This window comes from Pseudarthrobacter sp. NamE2 (assembly GCF_005796205.1).
In the GTDB taxonomy this organism is placed as follows: Bacteria; Actinomycetota; Actinomycetes; order Actinomycetales; family Micrococcaceae; genus Arthrobacter.
Genome location: NZ_VAHN01000017.1, coordinates 49,607 through 66,537 on the forward strand (window position 1 = coordinate 49,607; position 16,931 = coordinate 66,537).

The following is a 16,931-nucleotide window of genomic DNA, read 5'->3' on the forward strand; positions in this document are numbered from 1 at the left end:
TGCCACGCGCCCTGAGCGCCCCGCATCCATCAATCAGACCATCCCCCTCGACGGCACCATCTCTGCCTGACTCTTCTAAAGCGGCAGCGTCCTGGCCACGCCGGGCTGCATTGGTGCATCGGGGACGTTACCGAGGTAACCATTGTGAATCCCTCTTCAGGCAGCGACCTGGACAGCAGTACCCTCAACAGCCCGGCTCCTTCCACAACCACCGGACCCCTCGCGTACGGCTACACCCCGGCCGTAGCCCGGCACTTCGACGCCAATCCGCTGCCCGGCGCAACCGGCAGGGGCCGGGTGGTCCGTGTGGACCGAGGCGGCAAGAAGCGTAAGCGCCCGCGGTGACCTGGTGGTTTACAGCTCCCGGGCAGGCTCCTCCGGCAGCGCGCCTTCATCCTCGGGGTGCCGCCTCAAATTAAGCAGGGCCAGCGCCAGGCCGCCCCAGACGGTGGCAATTGCGATGATCATCATGATGATGGCAACGGGTGTCATGCCGGGGTCTCCTTCGCTTCCGCCGCCACCATCGCGTCGTACTCGGGATCATGGTGGGCTTTGGACCTGCTGCTCCAGGGAATGGATGTCAGCACCAGCGCCAGGACCACCAGGGCTCCGGCCATGCCCCAGCCGAAGATGCCAACGAACCAGGCGGGGTAGCCCTCGTAGGTGGTGGAAATCTTGCTGATGAACTCGTTGGACACCATGTAGATCAGGGCCAGCGGAACCACGCCGGCTACCAGCACCATCCAGATCCGCCGCATCTTGATGGTGGAAATCCCGTTGAGGTGGGCGGACAGCAGGGGAAGCTTGCGCAGGAACCAGGCAAGCACCACCACTGTCACCAGGGCGCCGAGCGTAATTCCAAAGCTGTTGACGAACGCATCGGAGGTGTCCAGCAGGTAAAGGCCGGTAGCGGTGGGGAAGAGCCCCAGCGACACCGCCGCCACCAGTACGCTGACCACCAGGGAGGCCTGCACCCTGCCCCAGCCGAGCTTGTCCTGCACCGCCGCAACGATCACTTCGAGCACCGAGATCAGGGAGGTGATGCCTGCAAAGACCAGCGACCCAAAGAACAGCACCCCCATAAAGGCTCCTAGGGGGGCCTGCGACACGATGGTGGGGAATGCGACGAATGCCAGGCCGATGCCTTGCGTTACCACCTCGTCCACTTCGGCATTTGCCGCCTGCGCCATGAACCCCAGGGCGGCGAAGACGCCGATTCCCGCAAGGATCTCGAATCCGGAGTTGGAGAAAGCTACAACCATGCCCGAGCCCGTGAGGTCGGTCCGGCGCTTCAGGTAGGAAGCGTACGTGACCATGATGCCGTAACCCACGGAGAGCGAGAAGAAGATGTGCCCGTAGGCAGCTGCCCAGACTGCCGGATCCGCGAGCGCGGCCCAGTCGGGGGTGAAGAACGCGTTCAGGCCTTCCGCGGCGCCGGGAAGGAACAGCGACTGCAGCACCAGCAGCACGAACATCACCACCAGGAGCGGCAAGAGGACGGCGTTGGCCCGGGAAATGCCCTTGCGGATCCCGGCAACCATGATGGCGATGACCGCGGCCCAAATCATGAGCAGGGGAAAGAACACTGATGGCACGTAGCTGAATCCCAGCCCCGGGGCTTCAGCTACGCTCAGGAAGCTTCCAAAGAAAAAACCTTCGGCGTCGTCGCCCCAGGCCTCGGTGAACGAAAAGACCGTGTACATCAATGACCAGGCGATGATCACGGCGTAATAGGCCGCGATCACGAAGCAGACCAGAACCTGCCACCAGCCAAGCGGTTCGGCGGCACGGTGGAGGCGGCGATAGGCCAAAGGCGCCGAACCCCTGAATTTGTGCCCCACCGCGTAGTCCAGGAACAACAGCGGGATACCGGCGGTCAGCAGCGCAGCAAGGTAGGGGATCAGGAACGCCCCGCCACCGTTGTCGTACGCAATGTAGGGAAACCGCCAGATGTTTCCCAATCCCACCGCCGAACCGATGGCCGAGAGAATGAACAAGCGGCGCGAGGAGAAAGTCTCCCGCTTCGGCGCTGCAGACCGGGCTGCTGAGGGCCGCGTCATTGCGCGAGCTCCTGGATGCATGCCCTGGCTTCTCCAGGGAGGTCGCCCTGGCAGCTGGATTCGGCCCGGTTCATGTGATGCCCCTCTCGGCTTGCGGTGGAGGTGAGTGCACGGCTCCTCCGGACTCTACTGCTGCCTGCAATCCCGCGGAAGCCCCCGGGCCTGTATCCCTTCCCGACACGGCCTTCTGGCCGGCACCGGCGAGGCGTAGGGTTCGGTCATGGACATCATCCTGGTTCCCGGTTTTTGGTTGGATGCGTCCTCGTGGGAGGAGGTGGTGCCGGCTCTGGAGGCGGCAGGGCACCGGGCGCATCCGCTCACCCTGCCCGGGCTGGAGTCCGTGGAAACCAGCCGGGCAGGAATCGGCCTGCGCACGCACATCAACGCCGTGGTGGCGGAAGTGGATGCACTGGATGGCAAGCCTGTCCTGGTGGGCCATTCCGGCGGCGGCGCAATCATCCATGGCGTGATCGACGCCCGGCCTGACCGGGTGGAACGGGCCATCTATGTGGACAGCGGCCCCCTGGGTGAGGGCGGAGTGATCAACGACGAACTGCAGGCCGACGGCGACGACGTTCCACTGCCGCCGTGGGAGGGGTTCGAGGAGGCCGACCTGGTGGACCTCGACGACTCCCTCCGGGCCAAGTTCCGTGCCCGGGCCATCCCGGAGCCGCGGGGCGTCGCCTTTGACCAGCAGCACCTCCACGACGAGCGGCGCTACGACGTCCCGGCAACGATCATCGCCTGCGAGTTCCCCTCCAAGCTGCTGCAGGAGTGGATTGCCGCCGGCCACCCCTTTGTTGCCGAGCTCGCCCGCATGCGGGACGTGGAATACGTGGACCTGCCCACGGGCCACTGGCCGCAGTTCACCAAACCTGCCGAACTGGCCCGGGCCATCCTGGCCGCGGTGGACCGGACGGGACAGCCAGGCTGAACGGCTAGATTGAACGGACCAGCCCGATCCAAGGAGTCACCGTGCCGCGTCCGCGTTCGCCGCTGCTGTCCGCCGATACCATTGTCCGTGCGGCCCTGGCCCTGGTGGATGCCACCGGTGACTTCAGCTTTCCCCGGGTGGCCAGGGAACTCGGGGTCAGCCAGGCGGCCCTGTACAACCACATCGACAACCGCGAACACATCATCGAACTGATGCGCGGGCTGGTCTTCTCGGAAATACGGCACATCGATACCCACAGCATGCCGTGGGACGAGGCACTGCGCACCCTGGCCCATGAGTACCGCGACTGCCTGGTGGACCACCCCCGGCTGGTGCCTTACCTGGTGGCGCAGACCGTGCGGGACCTGGGTGTGATGGGCATTTACGAGGATATGGCGCAGGTGCTGGGCCGGGCGGGCCTGGACCGGGCCACGATCGTTCCGGCGATTACCACTGTGGACTACCTGGTCCTCGGTTCCGCCCTTGAACTGACCGCCCCGGCAGTGGTGTGGTCTCCCCCGGAGGGGAAGTTTCCCGCACTGTCCGGGGCCATCGGGGACCTGGGCCCGCCCGCGGACCGGTCGGACACCGCCTTCGCGTTCGGGCTGGAAACACTGCTGGCAGGAATCCGGGAGGTAACAAAAGCACGTTCCTGAAAGGCTTTCACTAAAACCCTTGTGCTGGCCGGGGTGCATCACCATAATAAATGAAGGTCATTCATTTTGTGACGGCATTCACTCCATCCCAGCAAGGAGAAGTCCATGTTCCAGGACGAAACCACAGGGCGCGTTCCCCTGACCGCCACCCGGGCGGTCTCCGTCTTCGGCATCAGCGTGGTCGGCTTCATGACGGCCAACCTTGTGCCGGTCATGATCTTCGCCTTGACCGGCGAACGTGGTTTCTCCGATACCGCGGCCGGCACCCTGATGACCGGATCGCTGCTCGCCTGTGCCGCCGCCTGCCTGCTGACCTCCCGGCTGGCGGCAGGCAACGGAAGGTACCTGGTGGCACGCGCCGGCCTGGTACTCACGACGGCAGGCTTCGGCGCCGCGGCGTTCATCCCGTCCGCACCCGTCGTCGTCGCAGGGGTCCTGGTCGGCGGCCTCGGCGCCGGCGGGGCCGTCTCCGCGGGCGGCGCCGCCCTGGGCGCGCTCCGCAACCCGGACCGCGCCTCCGGCATCAGCGGCTTCACCAACCGCGCCATCGTCTCCGTGGTCCTCTTCGTGATTCCGGCGCTGGGCGCCGGCATGGGCAGCGCCTTCGGCCTGCTGGCCGGCCTTGCCCTGGCCGCCCTCTTCACCACCTCCTGGCTGCCGGGCAAGCCCGCTGCCCCCGCAACCCCTGCCATGGCCGTTGCCGCGCCGAAAGCAGTGTCCGGCAAGACAACCATCGCCGGCTTCGGGCTGCTCGCCTGCTTCGCCCTGTGGGCCCTCAGCGAAGACTCACTCTGGGCTGTTGCGGGCACCATGGGCGCGGACCAGGCACAACTCGACGAAACAGGCATGGGCCTGGTCCTGAGCCTTTCCACCCTGGGCGGCCTGCTCGCTTCCGGACTCATCGGCGTCGCCGGGCGCCGGCTTGGCCGGACGGTACCGCTCGCCGTCGCCCTGGCCGCAGGCGCGGTACTGAAGATGCTCTCCGGCGTCGTCACCGATCCCGGCCTGTACATGGCCGTCATCATCGCCTGGAACACCATCTACATGCTGTCCTTCATCTACATCGTGGCCGCTGCCGCCGCCCTTGACGCGTCCGGCCGCTGGTCCGCGCCGGTACTGGGCGTCTACCTGGTGGGCTCCTCGTTCGCCCCGTTCTTCGGAACCTTCGTCTCTGCCGCGGCAGGCTACGACGTCCTGGGCTATGTCCTTGGCGGCATGACCCTGGTCCTGATGGTTCCGCTGGTCGCCATCTCCCGCATCTCGGTCCGGACCGAACAGGCGGCCGCCGGCCAGGTATCCGCCGAGATCAATAAGGCGGCGATCGTCTGATGTCCCGCTCCATCCCGAAAGAAAGCACTACCTTGGCTCCACGCACGCTGTACACCAACGCCACCGTCTTCACCGCCAACGGCTCCCCTGCCGACGCCTTTGTGGTGGAAGGCTCCCAGTTCATCCACGTGGGCGACGAGGCGGGCGCCCGCAGCGCGGCGGGCGACGGCGCCACGGAGGTGGACCTGGGCGGCGGCTTTGTCCTGCCCGGCTTCGTGGACGCCCACACGCACCTGCTGATGATGGGCCAGGCCCTGCAGAAGGTCCAGTTGCGGGACGCCGCGGACCTCGCGGACCTCCAACAGCGCCTCCGGGACGCCGCCTCGGCCACGGACGCACCCCGCATCCTTGGCGCCGGCTGGCTTTACAGCACCCTGGCCGGCCGGCAGCCCACGCGCCGGCTGCTGGACGAGGCCGTTCCCGACCGGCCTGTCTACCTGGACGCCAACGACCTGCATTCCGTCTGGGTCAACAGCGCCGCCCTGGCCGAGATGGGCATCACCAGGGACAGCCCGGACCCGATCGGCGGACGGATCGGCCGCGACCCGGACACCGGCGAAGCGGACGGAATGCTCTACGAAACGGCCGCCCAGCAGATCATCTGGCCGGCCCTTGCCGCGCACGCCACGGACGAGGACCGGGACGCCCAGCTGGAGGAGGCGTTCGCCAACTACCTGGCCGTCGGCGTCACCAGCGCGGTGGACATGGCCGTGCAGGACGACGACCTCGCCGCGTTCCGCCGCGCCCTGGAGCGCCGGAACGGCACACTTCCCATCCGGGTCAAGGGCCACCTGCTGGTGGCGCGGCACGAGTCGGAGGCCGACAACCTGGTTCAGGTGGCCAAGGCGGCGTGGCTCGCGGCCGATTTGCACAATGACTGGCTGCAGATCTGCGGCATCAAGCTGGTGGTGGACGGCGTCATCGACAGCTGCACCGCGGCCATGAAGGAACCCTATGCCGACGGCAGCAGCGCCGAGCCCATCTGGGACCGCGAATCCCTGATCCCCGTGGTGGCCGCAGCCGATGCCGCCGGCCTCCAGATAGCCCTGCACGCCATCGGGGACGAGGCCTCGGACATCGCCCTCGACGCGCTTGAAGAGGCGTACCGCCGCAACGGCCCCCGCGACCGCCGGCACCGCATCGAGCACCTGGAGACCGTGACCGAGGCGAACGTCAAGCGGCTTGCGGCCCTGGGTGTTGTGGCGTCCATGCAGCCGGTCCACGCGGACCCGGCCATCCAGGAAAACTGGCGGAGCGTCCTCGGCGACCACCGCTGCGAGCGCGCCTTCCCCTGGACCGAGTTCACGAACGCGGGCGCCACCCTGGCCCTGAGCACCGACGCGCCGACGGCGCCGCACCAGCCCCTGCCCAACATGTACGTTGCCTCCACGCGGCGTTCCGCCCTGGACCCGGCGCTGGAAGCCAACCTTCCCAAGTACGCCCTGGACCTGGCCGACGCGCTCTGCCACGCCACCCGCGATGCCGCCTACTCCTGCCGGGCCGAGGACCGGCAGGGCCGGATCGCGGCCGGCTACCTTGCCGACTTCACGGTCCTGGACGCCAACCCGCTGCAGGCGGACCCCGCGCAGCTGCTCACCAACCGCGCCCGGCTCACCGTGGTGGGCGGTGCAACAGCGTACGACGCCGGCGCCTCCGCCGATTCCCGCCTCCCCTCCGGCGGGCAGCGGCTCAGCCAGCCCGCCTGATCCAACCCGACTTCCAGCAAGACAGAAAGACGCACAAACACCCGTGAAACCCGCCACCGCTCCGGCCGCACCCGTCCGCACCCCCGCCCCGGCAAGCCACATGCCCGCCGAATGGGAAACCCACACCGGAACGTGGATGGCCTTCCCGCCCCCGAATGACACCTTCGGCCCGGCGGGCAGCCCCACCCTCGACCGTGCCCGCGCCGCCTGGACCAAAGTTGCGCAAACCATTGCCCGCTACGAGCCCGTCACGGTAGTGGCCGACCCCCGGGACGCCGCCGCCGCGAAGGAATGGCTCGGCGACGGCATCTCCGTCGTGGAAGTCCCGCTCGACGACGCCTGGCTGCGGGACAGCGGCCCCACCTTCGTGCACCAGCCGGACGGCTCGCTGGCCGCCGTCGACTGGATTTTCAACGGCTGGGGCGCCCAGGAATGGGCGGCCTGGGACAAGGACCACGACGTGGCCCGGGCCGTGGCGGCCGGTACCGCTGCTCCGGTCCGGCCCAGCCCGCTGGTCAACGAAGGCGGCGGATTCCACGTGGACGGCCAGGGCACCGTCCTGCTGACGGAAACCGTCCAGCTCGATCCCGGACGCAACCCCGGTGCCACCAAAGAATCCATTGAGGCCGAAATCCACGCCGCACTGGGCACCACCAAGGCCATCTGGCTGCCGCGCGGCCTCACCCGCGACTATGACGAGTTCGGCACCCGCGGCCACGTGGACATCGTGGCAGCCTTCGCCGGGGCCGGCACCGTCCTGCTGCACCGCCAGGACGATCCCGCGCACCCGGACTACGAGGTGTACCGGGAACTCCGCAGCGTCCTTGACGGGGAGCTGGACGCCCAGGGCCGTCCGCTCCGGATCGTCGACGTCCCCGCACCCACCGTGCTCAAGGACGATGAAGGCTTCGTGGACTGGTCCTACATCAACCACTACGTGGCCAACAACGTGGTGGTCCTCTGCGCGTTCGACGACCCCAACGACGGCATCGCCAAGGTTATCCTGGAGCGCGCCTACCCCGGCCGGACCGTGGAACTGGTGGACGCCCGGGACATCTTCGCCTTCGGCGGCGGGATCCACTGCATCACCCAGCAGCAGCCCGCACCGGCGGAAGGCGGCGCAGCATGAAACTCGCGGAACAGACCCGGGAGCACGCCCCGCGGCCCGCTTTCGACGTGGTGGAGGCCGGCATCAGCCGGCTCCGGGCCGCACTGGAGTCCGGCGACGTCACCAGCGAGGAGCTGGTCCGGCTGTACCTGGAGCGGATCGAGGAGTATGACTCTTCAGGCATACGCTTGAATGCGCTCGTGGTGATGAACCCGGATGCGATTGCCGACGCGCAGGCCTCGGACCGGCGCCGCGCCGCCGGCTTCACGCTGGGGCCGCTGGACGGTATTCCGTATACGGCAAAGGACAGCTACCAGGCACGCGGCCTCACCTGCGCTGCCGGTTCCCCGGCGTTCAAGGACCTGGTGGCCCAAAAGGACGCCTTCACCATCGAACGCCTGCGGGCTGGTGGCGCCGTGCTGATCGGCCTGACCAATATGCCGCCCATGGCCAATGGAGGCATGCAGCGCGGGGTATACGGGCGCGCGGAGAGCCCCTACAACACGGACTACCTCACGGCTGCCTTCGCCTCCGGGTCCTCCAACGGCTCCGGTACGGCTACCGCGGCAAGCTTCGCCGCCTTCGGGCTTGCGGAGGAAACCTGGTCGTCCGGCCGCGCACCGGCGTCGAACAACGCCCTGTGCGCGTACACCCCGTCCCGCGGCGTGATCTCCGTGCGCGGCAACTGGCCGCTGGTCCCCACCATGGACGTGGTTGTGCCGCACACCCGCACCATGGACGACCTGCTCGAAGTCCTGGACGTGGTGGTGGCGGACGACGCCGAAACCCGCGGCGACTTCTGGCGTGCCCAGCCCTGGGTGAAGGTGCCCAAGGCATCCGCTGTCCGCCCGCCGTCGTACCTTGGCCTGGCCGTGAAGGACCACGCCGGGGCCGGAGCCGTGCTGGCCGGAAAGCGCCTGGGCATCCCAAAGATGTATATCAACGCCGATCCCGAGGCCGGAACGGCACCGGACCCCGGCATCGGCGGCCCCACCGGCCAGCGCATCCAGACCCGCGCGTCCGTGATCGAACTCTGGAAAGCCGCGCGCCGGGACCTCGAGGCGGCCGGCGCCGAGGTGGTTGAGGTGGACTTCCCCGTCGTCTCCAACTACGAAGGCGACCGCCCGGGAGCCCCCACCATCGCCACCCGCGGCCTGGTGTCCAGGGACTACCTGCGCAGCGAGATCGTGGACCTTTCCGCCTGGTCCTGGCACGACTTCCTGGCCGCCAACGGGGACCCGAACCTCAACAGCCTGGCCGACGTCGACGGGTCCCTGATCTTCCCGGCGCCCGACGGGTCCCTTCCGGACCGGTACGAAGGGTTCGATGACGACATCAGCGACTACCCCGCCTGGATCCGGAAGCACGGGGTACCGGCGCTGACGCAGATCCCGCACCTTGCCGAAGGGCTGAAGGGGCTCGAGGAGACCCGGCGCGTTGACCTGGAGGAGTGGATGGACGGCCTGGGCCTGGACGCAGTGGTCTTCCCTGCGGTGGCGGATGTGGCGCCTGCGGACGCGGACACCAACCCGGCATCAGCGGACCTGGCGTGGCGCAACGGCGTGTGGGTGGCGAACGGCAACCTGGTCCCCCGTCACTTGGGCATCCCCACCGTCACGGTTCCCATGGGGCTGGCCGCGGACATCGGGATGCCGGTTGGCCTGACGATTGCCGGCAAGGCGTACAGCGACACGCAGCTGCTGCACCTGGCGGCCGCGTTCGAAGCCACCGGCAAGCGGCGCGTCCCGCCGCCGCGCACCACGAACCAGGGCGGATAACACCCGCCGGGCGCCGGTTTCCGCAGCATTGGCTGGAAGCCGGCGCCCGCCGTCGTAGTACACGGAAATACGAAGCAATGATTCAGGGCCGCGCCCGTAACCTGTTTAGATGCCTCGTTTTGCTCTTGATATAGAATCCGTCGCCCGCCCGGCCCGTTCCCAGGAACTCCTGGACGCGGTGAACCACCGGGTTGTCATTGCCGACGGCGCGATGGGCACCATGCTGCAGGGCAGGGACCTCTCGCTCGAGGTGGATTTCCAGGGGCTCGAAGGCTGCAACGAGATCCTCAACGACACGCGCCCGGACGTCATCGCGGACATCCACGACGCCTACTTCGCGGTGGGTATCGACGCCGTGGAGACCAACACCTTCGGCGCCAACTGGTCCAACCTCTCCGACTACGGCATCGACGACCGCATTGCCGAACTCGCGCTGAAGGGTGCAAAGATTGCCCGCGAACGCGCCGAGGCGGCAGAAGCAACGGACGGACGCATGCGCTGGGTCCTGGGTTCGATGGGCCCGGGCACCAAGCTCCCCAGCCTGGGGCACACCAGCTACGACTACCTCAAGCAGACGTTTGCGCTGCAGGCCGAGGGGCTGATCGACGGCGGCGCGGACGCCTTCCTCATCGAGACAAGCCAGGACCTGCTCCAGACCAAGGCCGCGGTGAACGGCTGCAAGCAGGCGATCGTGGCCCGCGGCATCCGGCTGCCGATCTTCGTCGAGGTAACGGTGGAGACTACCGGAACCATGCTGATGGGCTCCGAAATCGGTGCAGCGCTGACCGCACTCGAGCCGCTCGGCGTCGATGCCATCGGCCTCAACTGCGCCACCGGCCCGGACGAGATGAGCGAGCACCTGCGCCACCTCTCCAAGCAGTCCACCGTGGCCATCGCCTGCATGCCCAACGCAGGCCTGCCCATCCTCGGCGCCAACGGCGCCCACTACCCGCTCACCCCCGCCGAACTCGCCACCGCGCACGAGCAGTTCGTCCGCGAATTCGGACTGGGCCTGGTGGGCGGCTGCTGCGGTACGACGCCGGAACACCTGGCCGCCGTCGTCGAACGCCTTGCGCCCTTCCGCACCAATGCCGCGGCCGCCGGCAGCCCGGACGGCGCCGTCCGCGTCCCCACCGATCACGACCCCGGCATCGCGTCCCTTTACCAGCACGTCTCCTTCGACCAGGACGCCTCCTACCTGGCCATCGGCGAGCGCACCAACGCCAACGGTTCCAAGGCGTTCCGCCAGGCGATGCTCGAGGAGCGCTGGGACGACTGCGTGGACATTGCCCGTGAACAGATCCGCGTGGGTGCCCACCTGCTCGATGTCTGCGTTGACTACGTGGGCCGTGACGGCGTGGGCGACATCAAGGAGGTCGTCTCGCGTTTCGCGTCGGCCTCCACCCTGCCGCTCGTCATCGACTCCACCGAACCTCCCGTGCTGCAGGCCGGCCTCGAACTCATCGGCGGCCGTCCGGTGGTCAACTCCGTGAACTACGAAGACGGCGACGGCCCGGACAGCCGGTTCGCCCGCATCATGCCGCTGGTGAAGGAACACGGCACCGCCGTCATCGCCCTGACCATCGACGAGCAGGGCCAGGCCCGCACCACGGAGGGGAAGGTTGCCATCGCTTCCCGCCTCGTTGACGCCCTGGTGGGCGAGTGGGGCATGAAGGTCGAGGACATCATCGTCGATGCCCTGACGTTCCCCATCGCCACCGGCCAGGAGGAAACCCGCCGGGACGGCATCGAAACCATCGAAGCCATCCGCCAGATCACCACGAAGTACCCGGGCATCCAGACCACGCTTGGCGTCTCCAACGTCTCCTTCGGCCTGAACCCTGCCGCACGCATGGTCCTGAATTCCGTGTTCCTGCACGAGGCCGTGCAGGCTGGCCTGACCAGCGGCATCATCGACGCCGCCAAGATCGTCCCGCTCGCCTCCCTTCCGGAAGAGCAGCGCAAGGTCGCCCTGGACCTGGTCTGGGACCGCCGCGAATACGACGCCGACGGCAACACCACCTATGACCCGCTGTCCAGCATGCTGGACATGTTCGCCGGCGTGGACACCGCTGCCCTGCGCGACCAGCGCGCCGCGGAACTCGCGGCCCTGCCCACCGGTGAACGCCTGCAGCGGCGCATCATCGACGGCGAAGGCAAGGGCCTCGAGCAAGACCTGGACCTGGCGCTCGGTGAAGGCATGACCGCGCTCGGCATCATCAACGACCACCTGCTCGAAGGCATGAAGGTGGTGGGTGAACGCTTCGGTGCCGGCGAGATGCAGCTGCCGTTCGTGCTGCAGTCCGCCGAGGTGATGAAGAACGCCGTCGCACTGCTCGAGCCGCACATGGAGAAGTCCGATTCTTCCGGCAAGGGCACCATGGTGATCGCCACAGTCCGTGGCGACGTGCATGACATCGGCAAGAACCTGGTGGACATCATCCTCACCAACAACGGCTACAAGGTCATCAACATCGGCATCAAGCAGTCGATCGCGGAGATCATCGCCGCGGCCGAGGAACACGACGCGGACGTGATCGGCATGTCCGGCCTGCTGGTGAAGTCCACGGTGGTGATGAAGGAAAACCTCGAAGAGCTGCAGTCCCGCGGCCTGGCCAAGAAGTGGCCGGTCATCCTCGGCGGCGCAGCCCTCACCCGTGCCTACGTGGAGCAGGACCTGGCAGAGCTGTTCGACGGCGAGGTCCGCTACGCCAAGGACGCCTTCGAAGGCCTGGCCCTCATGGAGCCGCTGGTCCGCGTCGCCCGCGGCGAGGATCCGTCCGGGGTTGGCCTGCCGTCGCTGAAGAAGCGCATCCACCGCGCGGGCGCCAAGGTTACGCTGACCGAGCCGGAGGCAATGCCTGGACGCTCCGACGTCGCCAGCGACAACCCCGTGCCCGCGCCGCCGTTCTGGGGAACACGCATTGTGCGTGGCGTGGCGCTGCACGACTTCGCGGCCTTCCTCGACGAGCGCGCCACCTTCATGGGCCAGTGGGGGCTCAAGCCCGGCCGCGGCGAGGACGGCGCCTCCTACGAGGAGCTGGTGGAACGCGAGGGCCGGCCGCGCCTGCGGTACTGGCTGGACCGCATCCTCGCCGAAAAGATGCTGGACCCGTCCATCGCCTACGGCTACTTCCCGGTGGTTTCCGAGGGTGAGCAGGTGGTGGTGCTGCACCACGGCGAGGATCCCGACGGCGTCCTCGGCACTGCGGGCCTGCTCGCCCCGGACGGCGGAACAGGTGCCCCTATCGGCACCGAACGGCTGCGCTTCGACTTCCCGCGCCAGCGCCGCGACCGGCACCTGTGCCTGGCCGACTTCGTCCGCTCACGCGAATCCGGGCAGGTGGACGTCCTGCCGGTGCAGCTGGTCACCGCCGGTTCAAGGATCGATGAGGTGACGGCGGAGCTCTTCAAGGGCAACCACTACCGCGACTACTACGAGCTCAACGGCCTGGTCATGCAGCTCACCGAGGCGCTGGCCGAGTTCTGGCACGCGCGCATCCGCTCCGAACTGGGCTTCGCGGCCGAGGAGCCCAAGGACAAGGCCGGCCTGTTCAAGCTGGACTACCGCGGTGCACGGTTCTCGCTCGGCTACCCGGCGTGCCCGGACATGGAGGACCGCCGCAAGGTCATGGAACTCCTCAAGCCCGAGCGGATGGGCGTGGTCCTGAGCGACGAGCTGATGCTGCACCCCGAACAGTCCACGGACGCGTTCGTGTTCCACCACCCGGAGGCGAAGTACTTCAAGGTATGAGCGGCTGCGGGCCCTGTCTCAGGCGGACAGGGGGCCTAGGCGGACAGGGCCCGGGCGGGCCGCGACTGCGCGGCTGGAGCGCCCGCAGTGGAGACAGGCTTGACCCGCCGCAGTGCGGCCAGGACGGCCCTGCCCACCACGCTGATTCCAATGATGGTGGTGACGGCGCGCAGGGTGTCCCACCCCGCCGTCGAGGTCAGGAGCGAGTAGAGCAGGAAACTGCTGAGGTTGGTGGCCAGCGGGGCGCCGGGCTCGTAGGAGATGCCGGTGCCGGCGCCCACCGCGAAGGGCCAGAACCACAGGTTGGTCAGCAGGCCGAACAGGTATGACGCCACTGCGCCGTAGCCGCACAGCATCCACAGTTCGGCTTTCCCGCGTACCCGGCGGGGCAGCAGGCCGGCCCCGGCGCCCACCCACGCGCAGGCGAAGATCTGGAACGGGGTCCAGGGGCCGATGCCGCCCCACAAGGCGCTGGACAGGGCGATGGTGGCGGCGCCCAGCAGCAGGCCGAACCGGGGACCGAAGGCGCGCCCGGCCAGGATCAGCAGGATAAAGACCGCCTCAATGCCCCCGACGCCGGTGCTCGCCACGCGCACGGCCGACCCCACGGCGGCCAGGACGCCGAGCAACGCCACGGTATGCGCGGAACGCACCGAACCATCAAGGGACACCGCGACGGCGACGGCGGCCAGGGGTGCCACCGCGAGCGCCGCATATGGGGTGGCCGCGGCGGCGTCCTGCGGGAGCGCCGCGGCCAGCAGCGGCCAGCAGAAGGCGGCGAGGGCGAGGAGGTTCGCCGCCGCGAGGACGGCAAGCTCCGCGCCCCGCGGCATCCGGAGCCGGCCAGCCTTCAAGGTGCTCATGCGCAGCCCCGCGGCACCGGTTTCCGCATGTTCAGCTGTGGATTGCCGTACCGGGGCCCGCGAAGCTGCCGGCTGTGCTGTTTCCCTGTGCACAGCCGCGAAGGATTCAACCGGCGCCATGCCTGCCGCCGCTGCGGGGGCCACGCCGTCCCGCATCGGGAGGATCCTCGCGCCCAGGGCGGAAGCGAAGTCGCGGTCATGAGTGGCGATCAGGACGGCTGTCCCGGAGTCGGCAGCGGTGCGCAGCGCTGCAGCGACTGCCCCCTTCGCTGCGGGGTCGAGTCCGCGGGTGGGCTCGTCGATCAGGAGGACCTGGGGGTTGTCCAGGGTCTGGAGCGCGATGGCCAGGACCCTGCGCTCCCCGGCGGAAAGGTCCCGCGGGTGCTCGTGGCCGATAGGAATCCGCACGTCCCCCCGCAACCGCGCAAGGAGTGACGCCGCAGGCTCAAGGGGCTGTTCTGCACTGAAACCCGCGTCTCCGCCAGTACCCGGACGGCGCCGGCCGGAACGGCGCAGGGTACGCTCCCGCCGCCGTTCTGCCGCACGCAATTCCCCTGCCACCGTGTCCCTGGTGAAGAGGTCATCGGAGGCATCCGGCACGAGGGCAACCCGGCCGCCGTCGGCCCTTCCCTTGCTGCCTGCCCCGCCACCGAGGGCGAGCGCCACGAGGAGAGACGACTTCCCGGCCCCGTTCGGCCCCACCAGCGCCGCCACCTCACCACGGTGCAGGGTCAGGGACGCGTGGCGCACCAACGGCCTGCCCCCGCGGTGCACCGAGATGTTCGTGGCAGCCAGCACAGGCTCCTGGTCCACCGGCGGTGCAGGCACTGGACGGGCAGGGGCAGGATGCGGACGTGCGGGCGGCTCCGCAGCCGGTACCAGGGCGCCGTCGTCGATGGTCCACCATTCGCCGGCAACGGGTATCAGCGGTTCCGCCCGGTGCTCCGCCACGATGACGCAGACGCCGGATCCGCGGGCAAGGGCATGGAGGATGCCGATGATGCGTGCGCGCGCCGCGGTGTCGAGGTCGGCCAGGGGCTCGTCGACCAGGAGCAGCGCGGGTTGTTCCACGACGGCGGCGGCGACGGCGACGAGCGCGGCCTCGCCGGCGGAGAGGGTGCTGATGTTCCGGTCCAGCAGCGCCCGGACCCCGATCCGCTCCGCGACATCCAGGACCCGGGCTTTGACTTCGTGTGCTGCCATGCCGCGCAGCTCAAGGGCAAGTGCGATTTCGTCGTGCACCCTGGTGGTGGCGAAGGCGGCGCGGGGATTCTGCAGGACCACCCCGACGGATCGGGCGGTGTCACGCGGCGGGATGGCGGCGCGGTCCATTCCCGCCACCCGCACCGTGCCGTACACGGCCCCGCCGTCGACGTGGGAAAGGAGGCCCGCGATGCCCCGGAGGATGGTGGACTTGCCGGAGCCCGTCGGACCGGTGATGACCGTGATCGATCCGCCGGGCGGCGTGAAATCGTCGAGTTGGATCTGTGTGGTGCCGATGGCGAACCGGGCGTCGCGGACCAGGGGGGGCGGTTCTGCTTCCTGGCCGGACCGGCGCCCTGCCCGGCTTCCAAAGCCGCGCAGTTCGAGGGCGGCGGCAACCCTGGCGGCGTGCTCGAGGGTGCGTTCCAGGACCGGCACCAGGGCGCGGGGGCCGAAGCGTTCGCCGCGCAAGCGGAAGGCGAGGCGTACGGAGGCCACTGCGTCTGATAGCGCCGGAAGCGCCGCCCACGCCACAACAAGCGTCCGGGCGATGCCCTGCAGGGGGCCGCCCCGGGCAAGGCGGACAAAGCCGCGGCCTACATCCAGGCATGCGTTGAGGAGGCCGAACCCGAGGATCATTCCGGCAATCGGCAGGGCGGACAGGACGGCGGCCCACATGCCTTCAGCCGTGACCGGTCCGAAGAGGACCACATGGGCGTACGGGGCAGGCAGCCGCACCGGCGGCACGTCGAGCAGCACGGTTGTACCGGCGCCTGCCCCGTTGAAGAGGATGCGGTAAACGACCCGCGCCGCGATGAAGATGGCGGCGAGAACCGCCGCTGCACGTAAGGGCGCGGGCCGGAAGGTCATGCCGTGGGGGTGGCCGGTTCGCCGTCGACCGTGAAGAGCAGCTCCAGGCTCTGGCCCGGGCTGACCTGCAGGGTGGCGAGGCCTTCCTGGGCGTACTCCCAGGTGCCGGCGGCCGGCTTCACCCAAAGGGCCCAGTAGGCGAAGGCTGCGGGCATGCCACTGCACTCTTCGCGGTGGGTGCCGCCCTTGTGGGTGATATCGAAGTCCGCGGCGGGAACGCCGTTCACGCGGCACACCAGTTCGGTGGGGTACTGGGTGGTGCCCTCGGTCTTCACCTTCGCTTCGTCCAGCACCTCTGATGCAAGGGTGGGGCCGTCCACCGGCACGCAGACGGAGGTATCAGCGGCCTCCTGTTCCAAGGCACCCGAATCGACGATGACCTGGACGCCGTCGCATGGGCCGGAAGCGGCTCCGGACTCAGCCGCCGGTGAGGAGGCCGGTGCCGAGGTGGCGGGCGGCGTGGCGGCCGGCGTGGAGCAGGCGGCGAGGGAAAAAAGGAGACCTGCGGCGGCGAGGGAACTCGCGGCGGCGGTGCGGATTTTAGTCAATGTCACCTGTTAAGGGTAGGGCGTTGGAGGTCAGGAACCGGATGCCGCGGCCTTGTGTGACGTTACGTCGCCCGGGGACCCTGGCGGGCCGGGGGCGCTCCGTATTGTGGGAGGTAGCCATC

Annotated in this window: 12 protein-coding genes; 8 read left to right on the forward strand and 4 right to left on the reverse strand. The window is 68.7% G+C overall.

Going from position 1 to position 16,931, the window contains the following annotated elements:
- The first annotated feature begins 144 nt into the window (after nucleotides 1-144).
- Nucleotides 145-345, forward strand: coding sequence for a hypothetical protein (locus FDW83_RS16785; protein WP_138139228.1), 201 nt, complete (start codon nucleotides 145-147; stop codon nucleotides 343-345).
- A gap of 9 nt (nucleotides 346-354) precedes the next feature.
- Here the strand turns inward: FDW83_RS16785 and FDW83_RS16790 are convergent, their stop codons facing one another.
- Entirely contained in the window at nucleotides 355-492 is a 138-nt protein-coding gene (locus FDW83_RS16790) for a methionine/alanine import family NSS transporter small subunit (RefSeq protein WP_138139229.1), read from the reverse strand.
- Complete coding sequence (locus FDW83_RS16795) at nucleotides 489-2,060, reverse strand: sodium-dependent transporter (RefSeq protein ID WP_138139230.1); 1,572 nt, start codon at nucleotides 2,058-2,060, stop codon at nucleotides 489-491. Before FDW83_RS16795 ends, FDW83_RS16790 begins: the two co-directional genes overlap by 4 nt.
- Nucleotides 2,061-2,280: 220 nt before the next feature.
- Between FDW83_RS16795 and FDW83_RS16800 the strand changes: the two genes are divergently transcribed.
- From FDW83_RS16800 to metH, 7 genes are all read left to right on the forward strand, one after another.
- Nucleotides 2,281-2,994, forward strand: a complete 714-nt coding sequence (locus FDW83_RS16800; protein WP_138139231.1) for an alpha/beta fold hydrolase — start codon at nucleotides 2,281-2,283, stop codon at nucleotides 2,992-2,994.
- 41 nt (nucleotides 2,995-3,035) lie between these two features.
- Nucleotides 3,036-3,650, forward strand: a complete 615-nt coding sequence (locus FDW83_RS16805; protein ID WP_138139232.1) for a TetR/AcrR family transcriptional regulator C-terminal domain-containing protein — start codon at nucleotides 3,036-3,038, stop codon at nucleotides 3,648-3,650.
- A 105-nt stretch (nucleotides 3,651-3,755) separates the two neighbouring features.
- Complete coding sequence (locus tag FDW83_RS16810) at nucleotides 3,756-4,979, forward strand: MFS transporter (RefSeq protein ID WP_138139233.1); 1,224 nt, start codon at nucleotides 3,756-3,758, stop codon at nucleotides 4,977-4,979.
- A 32-nt stretch (nucleotides 4,980-5,011) separates the two neighbouring features.
- Nucleotides 5,012-6,685, forward strand: a complete 1,674-nt coding sequence (locus tag FDW83_RS16815) for an amidohydrolase (protein ID WP_370281362.1) — start codon at nucleotides 5,012-5,014, stop codon at nucleotides 6,683-6,685.
- A 100-nt stretch (nucleotides 6,686-6,785) separates the two neighbouring features.
- Nucleotides 6,786-7,814: an agmatine/peptidylarginine deiminase gene (locus FDW83_RS16820; RefSeq protein WP_138139250.1), complete on the forward strand. Its 1,029-nt coding sequence runs from the start codon at nucleotides 6,786-6,788 to the stop codon at nucleotides 7,812-7,814.
- Nucleotides 7,811-9,571 carry an amidase gene (locus tag FDW83_RS16825; RefSeq protein ID WP_138139235.1) on the forward strand — a complete coding sequence of 587 codons (1,761 nt, stop codon included), beginning with the start codon at nucleotides 7,811-7,813 and terminating at the stop codon, nucleotides 9,569-9,571. Before FDW83_RS16820 ends, FDW83_RS16825 begins: the two co-directional genes overlap by 4 nt.
- A 109-nt stretch (nucleotides 9,572-9,680) precedes the next feature.
- A complete protein-coding gene (metH, locus tag FDW83_RS16830) occupies nucleotides 9,681-13,325 on the forward strand; it encodes a methionine synthase (RefSeq protein WP_138139236.1) in 3,645 nt (1,214 codons plus the stop codon).
- A 35-nt stretch (nucleotides 13,326-13,360) separates the two neighbouring features.
- Here the strand turns inward: metH and FDW83_RS16835 are convergent, their stop codons facing one another.
- A complete protein-coding gene (locus FDW83_RS16835) occupies nucleotides 13,361-16,261 on the reverse strand; it encodes an ATP-binding cassette domain-containing protein (protein WP_138139237.1) in 2,901 nt (966 codons plus the stop codon).
- Nucleotides 16,258-16,815: a hypothetical protein gene (locus tag FDW83_RS16840; protein WP_138139238.1), complete on the reverse strand. Its 558-nt coding sequence runs from the start codon at nucleotides 16,813-16,815 to the stop codon at nucleotides 16,258-16,260. The genes FDW83_RS16835 and FDW83_RS16840 overlap by 4 nt, the downstream gene beginning before the upstream one ends.
- Nucleotides 16,816-16,931: the final 116 nt, after the last annotated feature.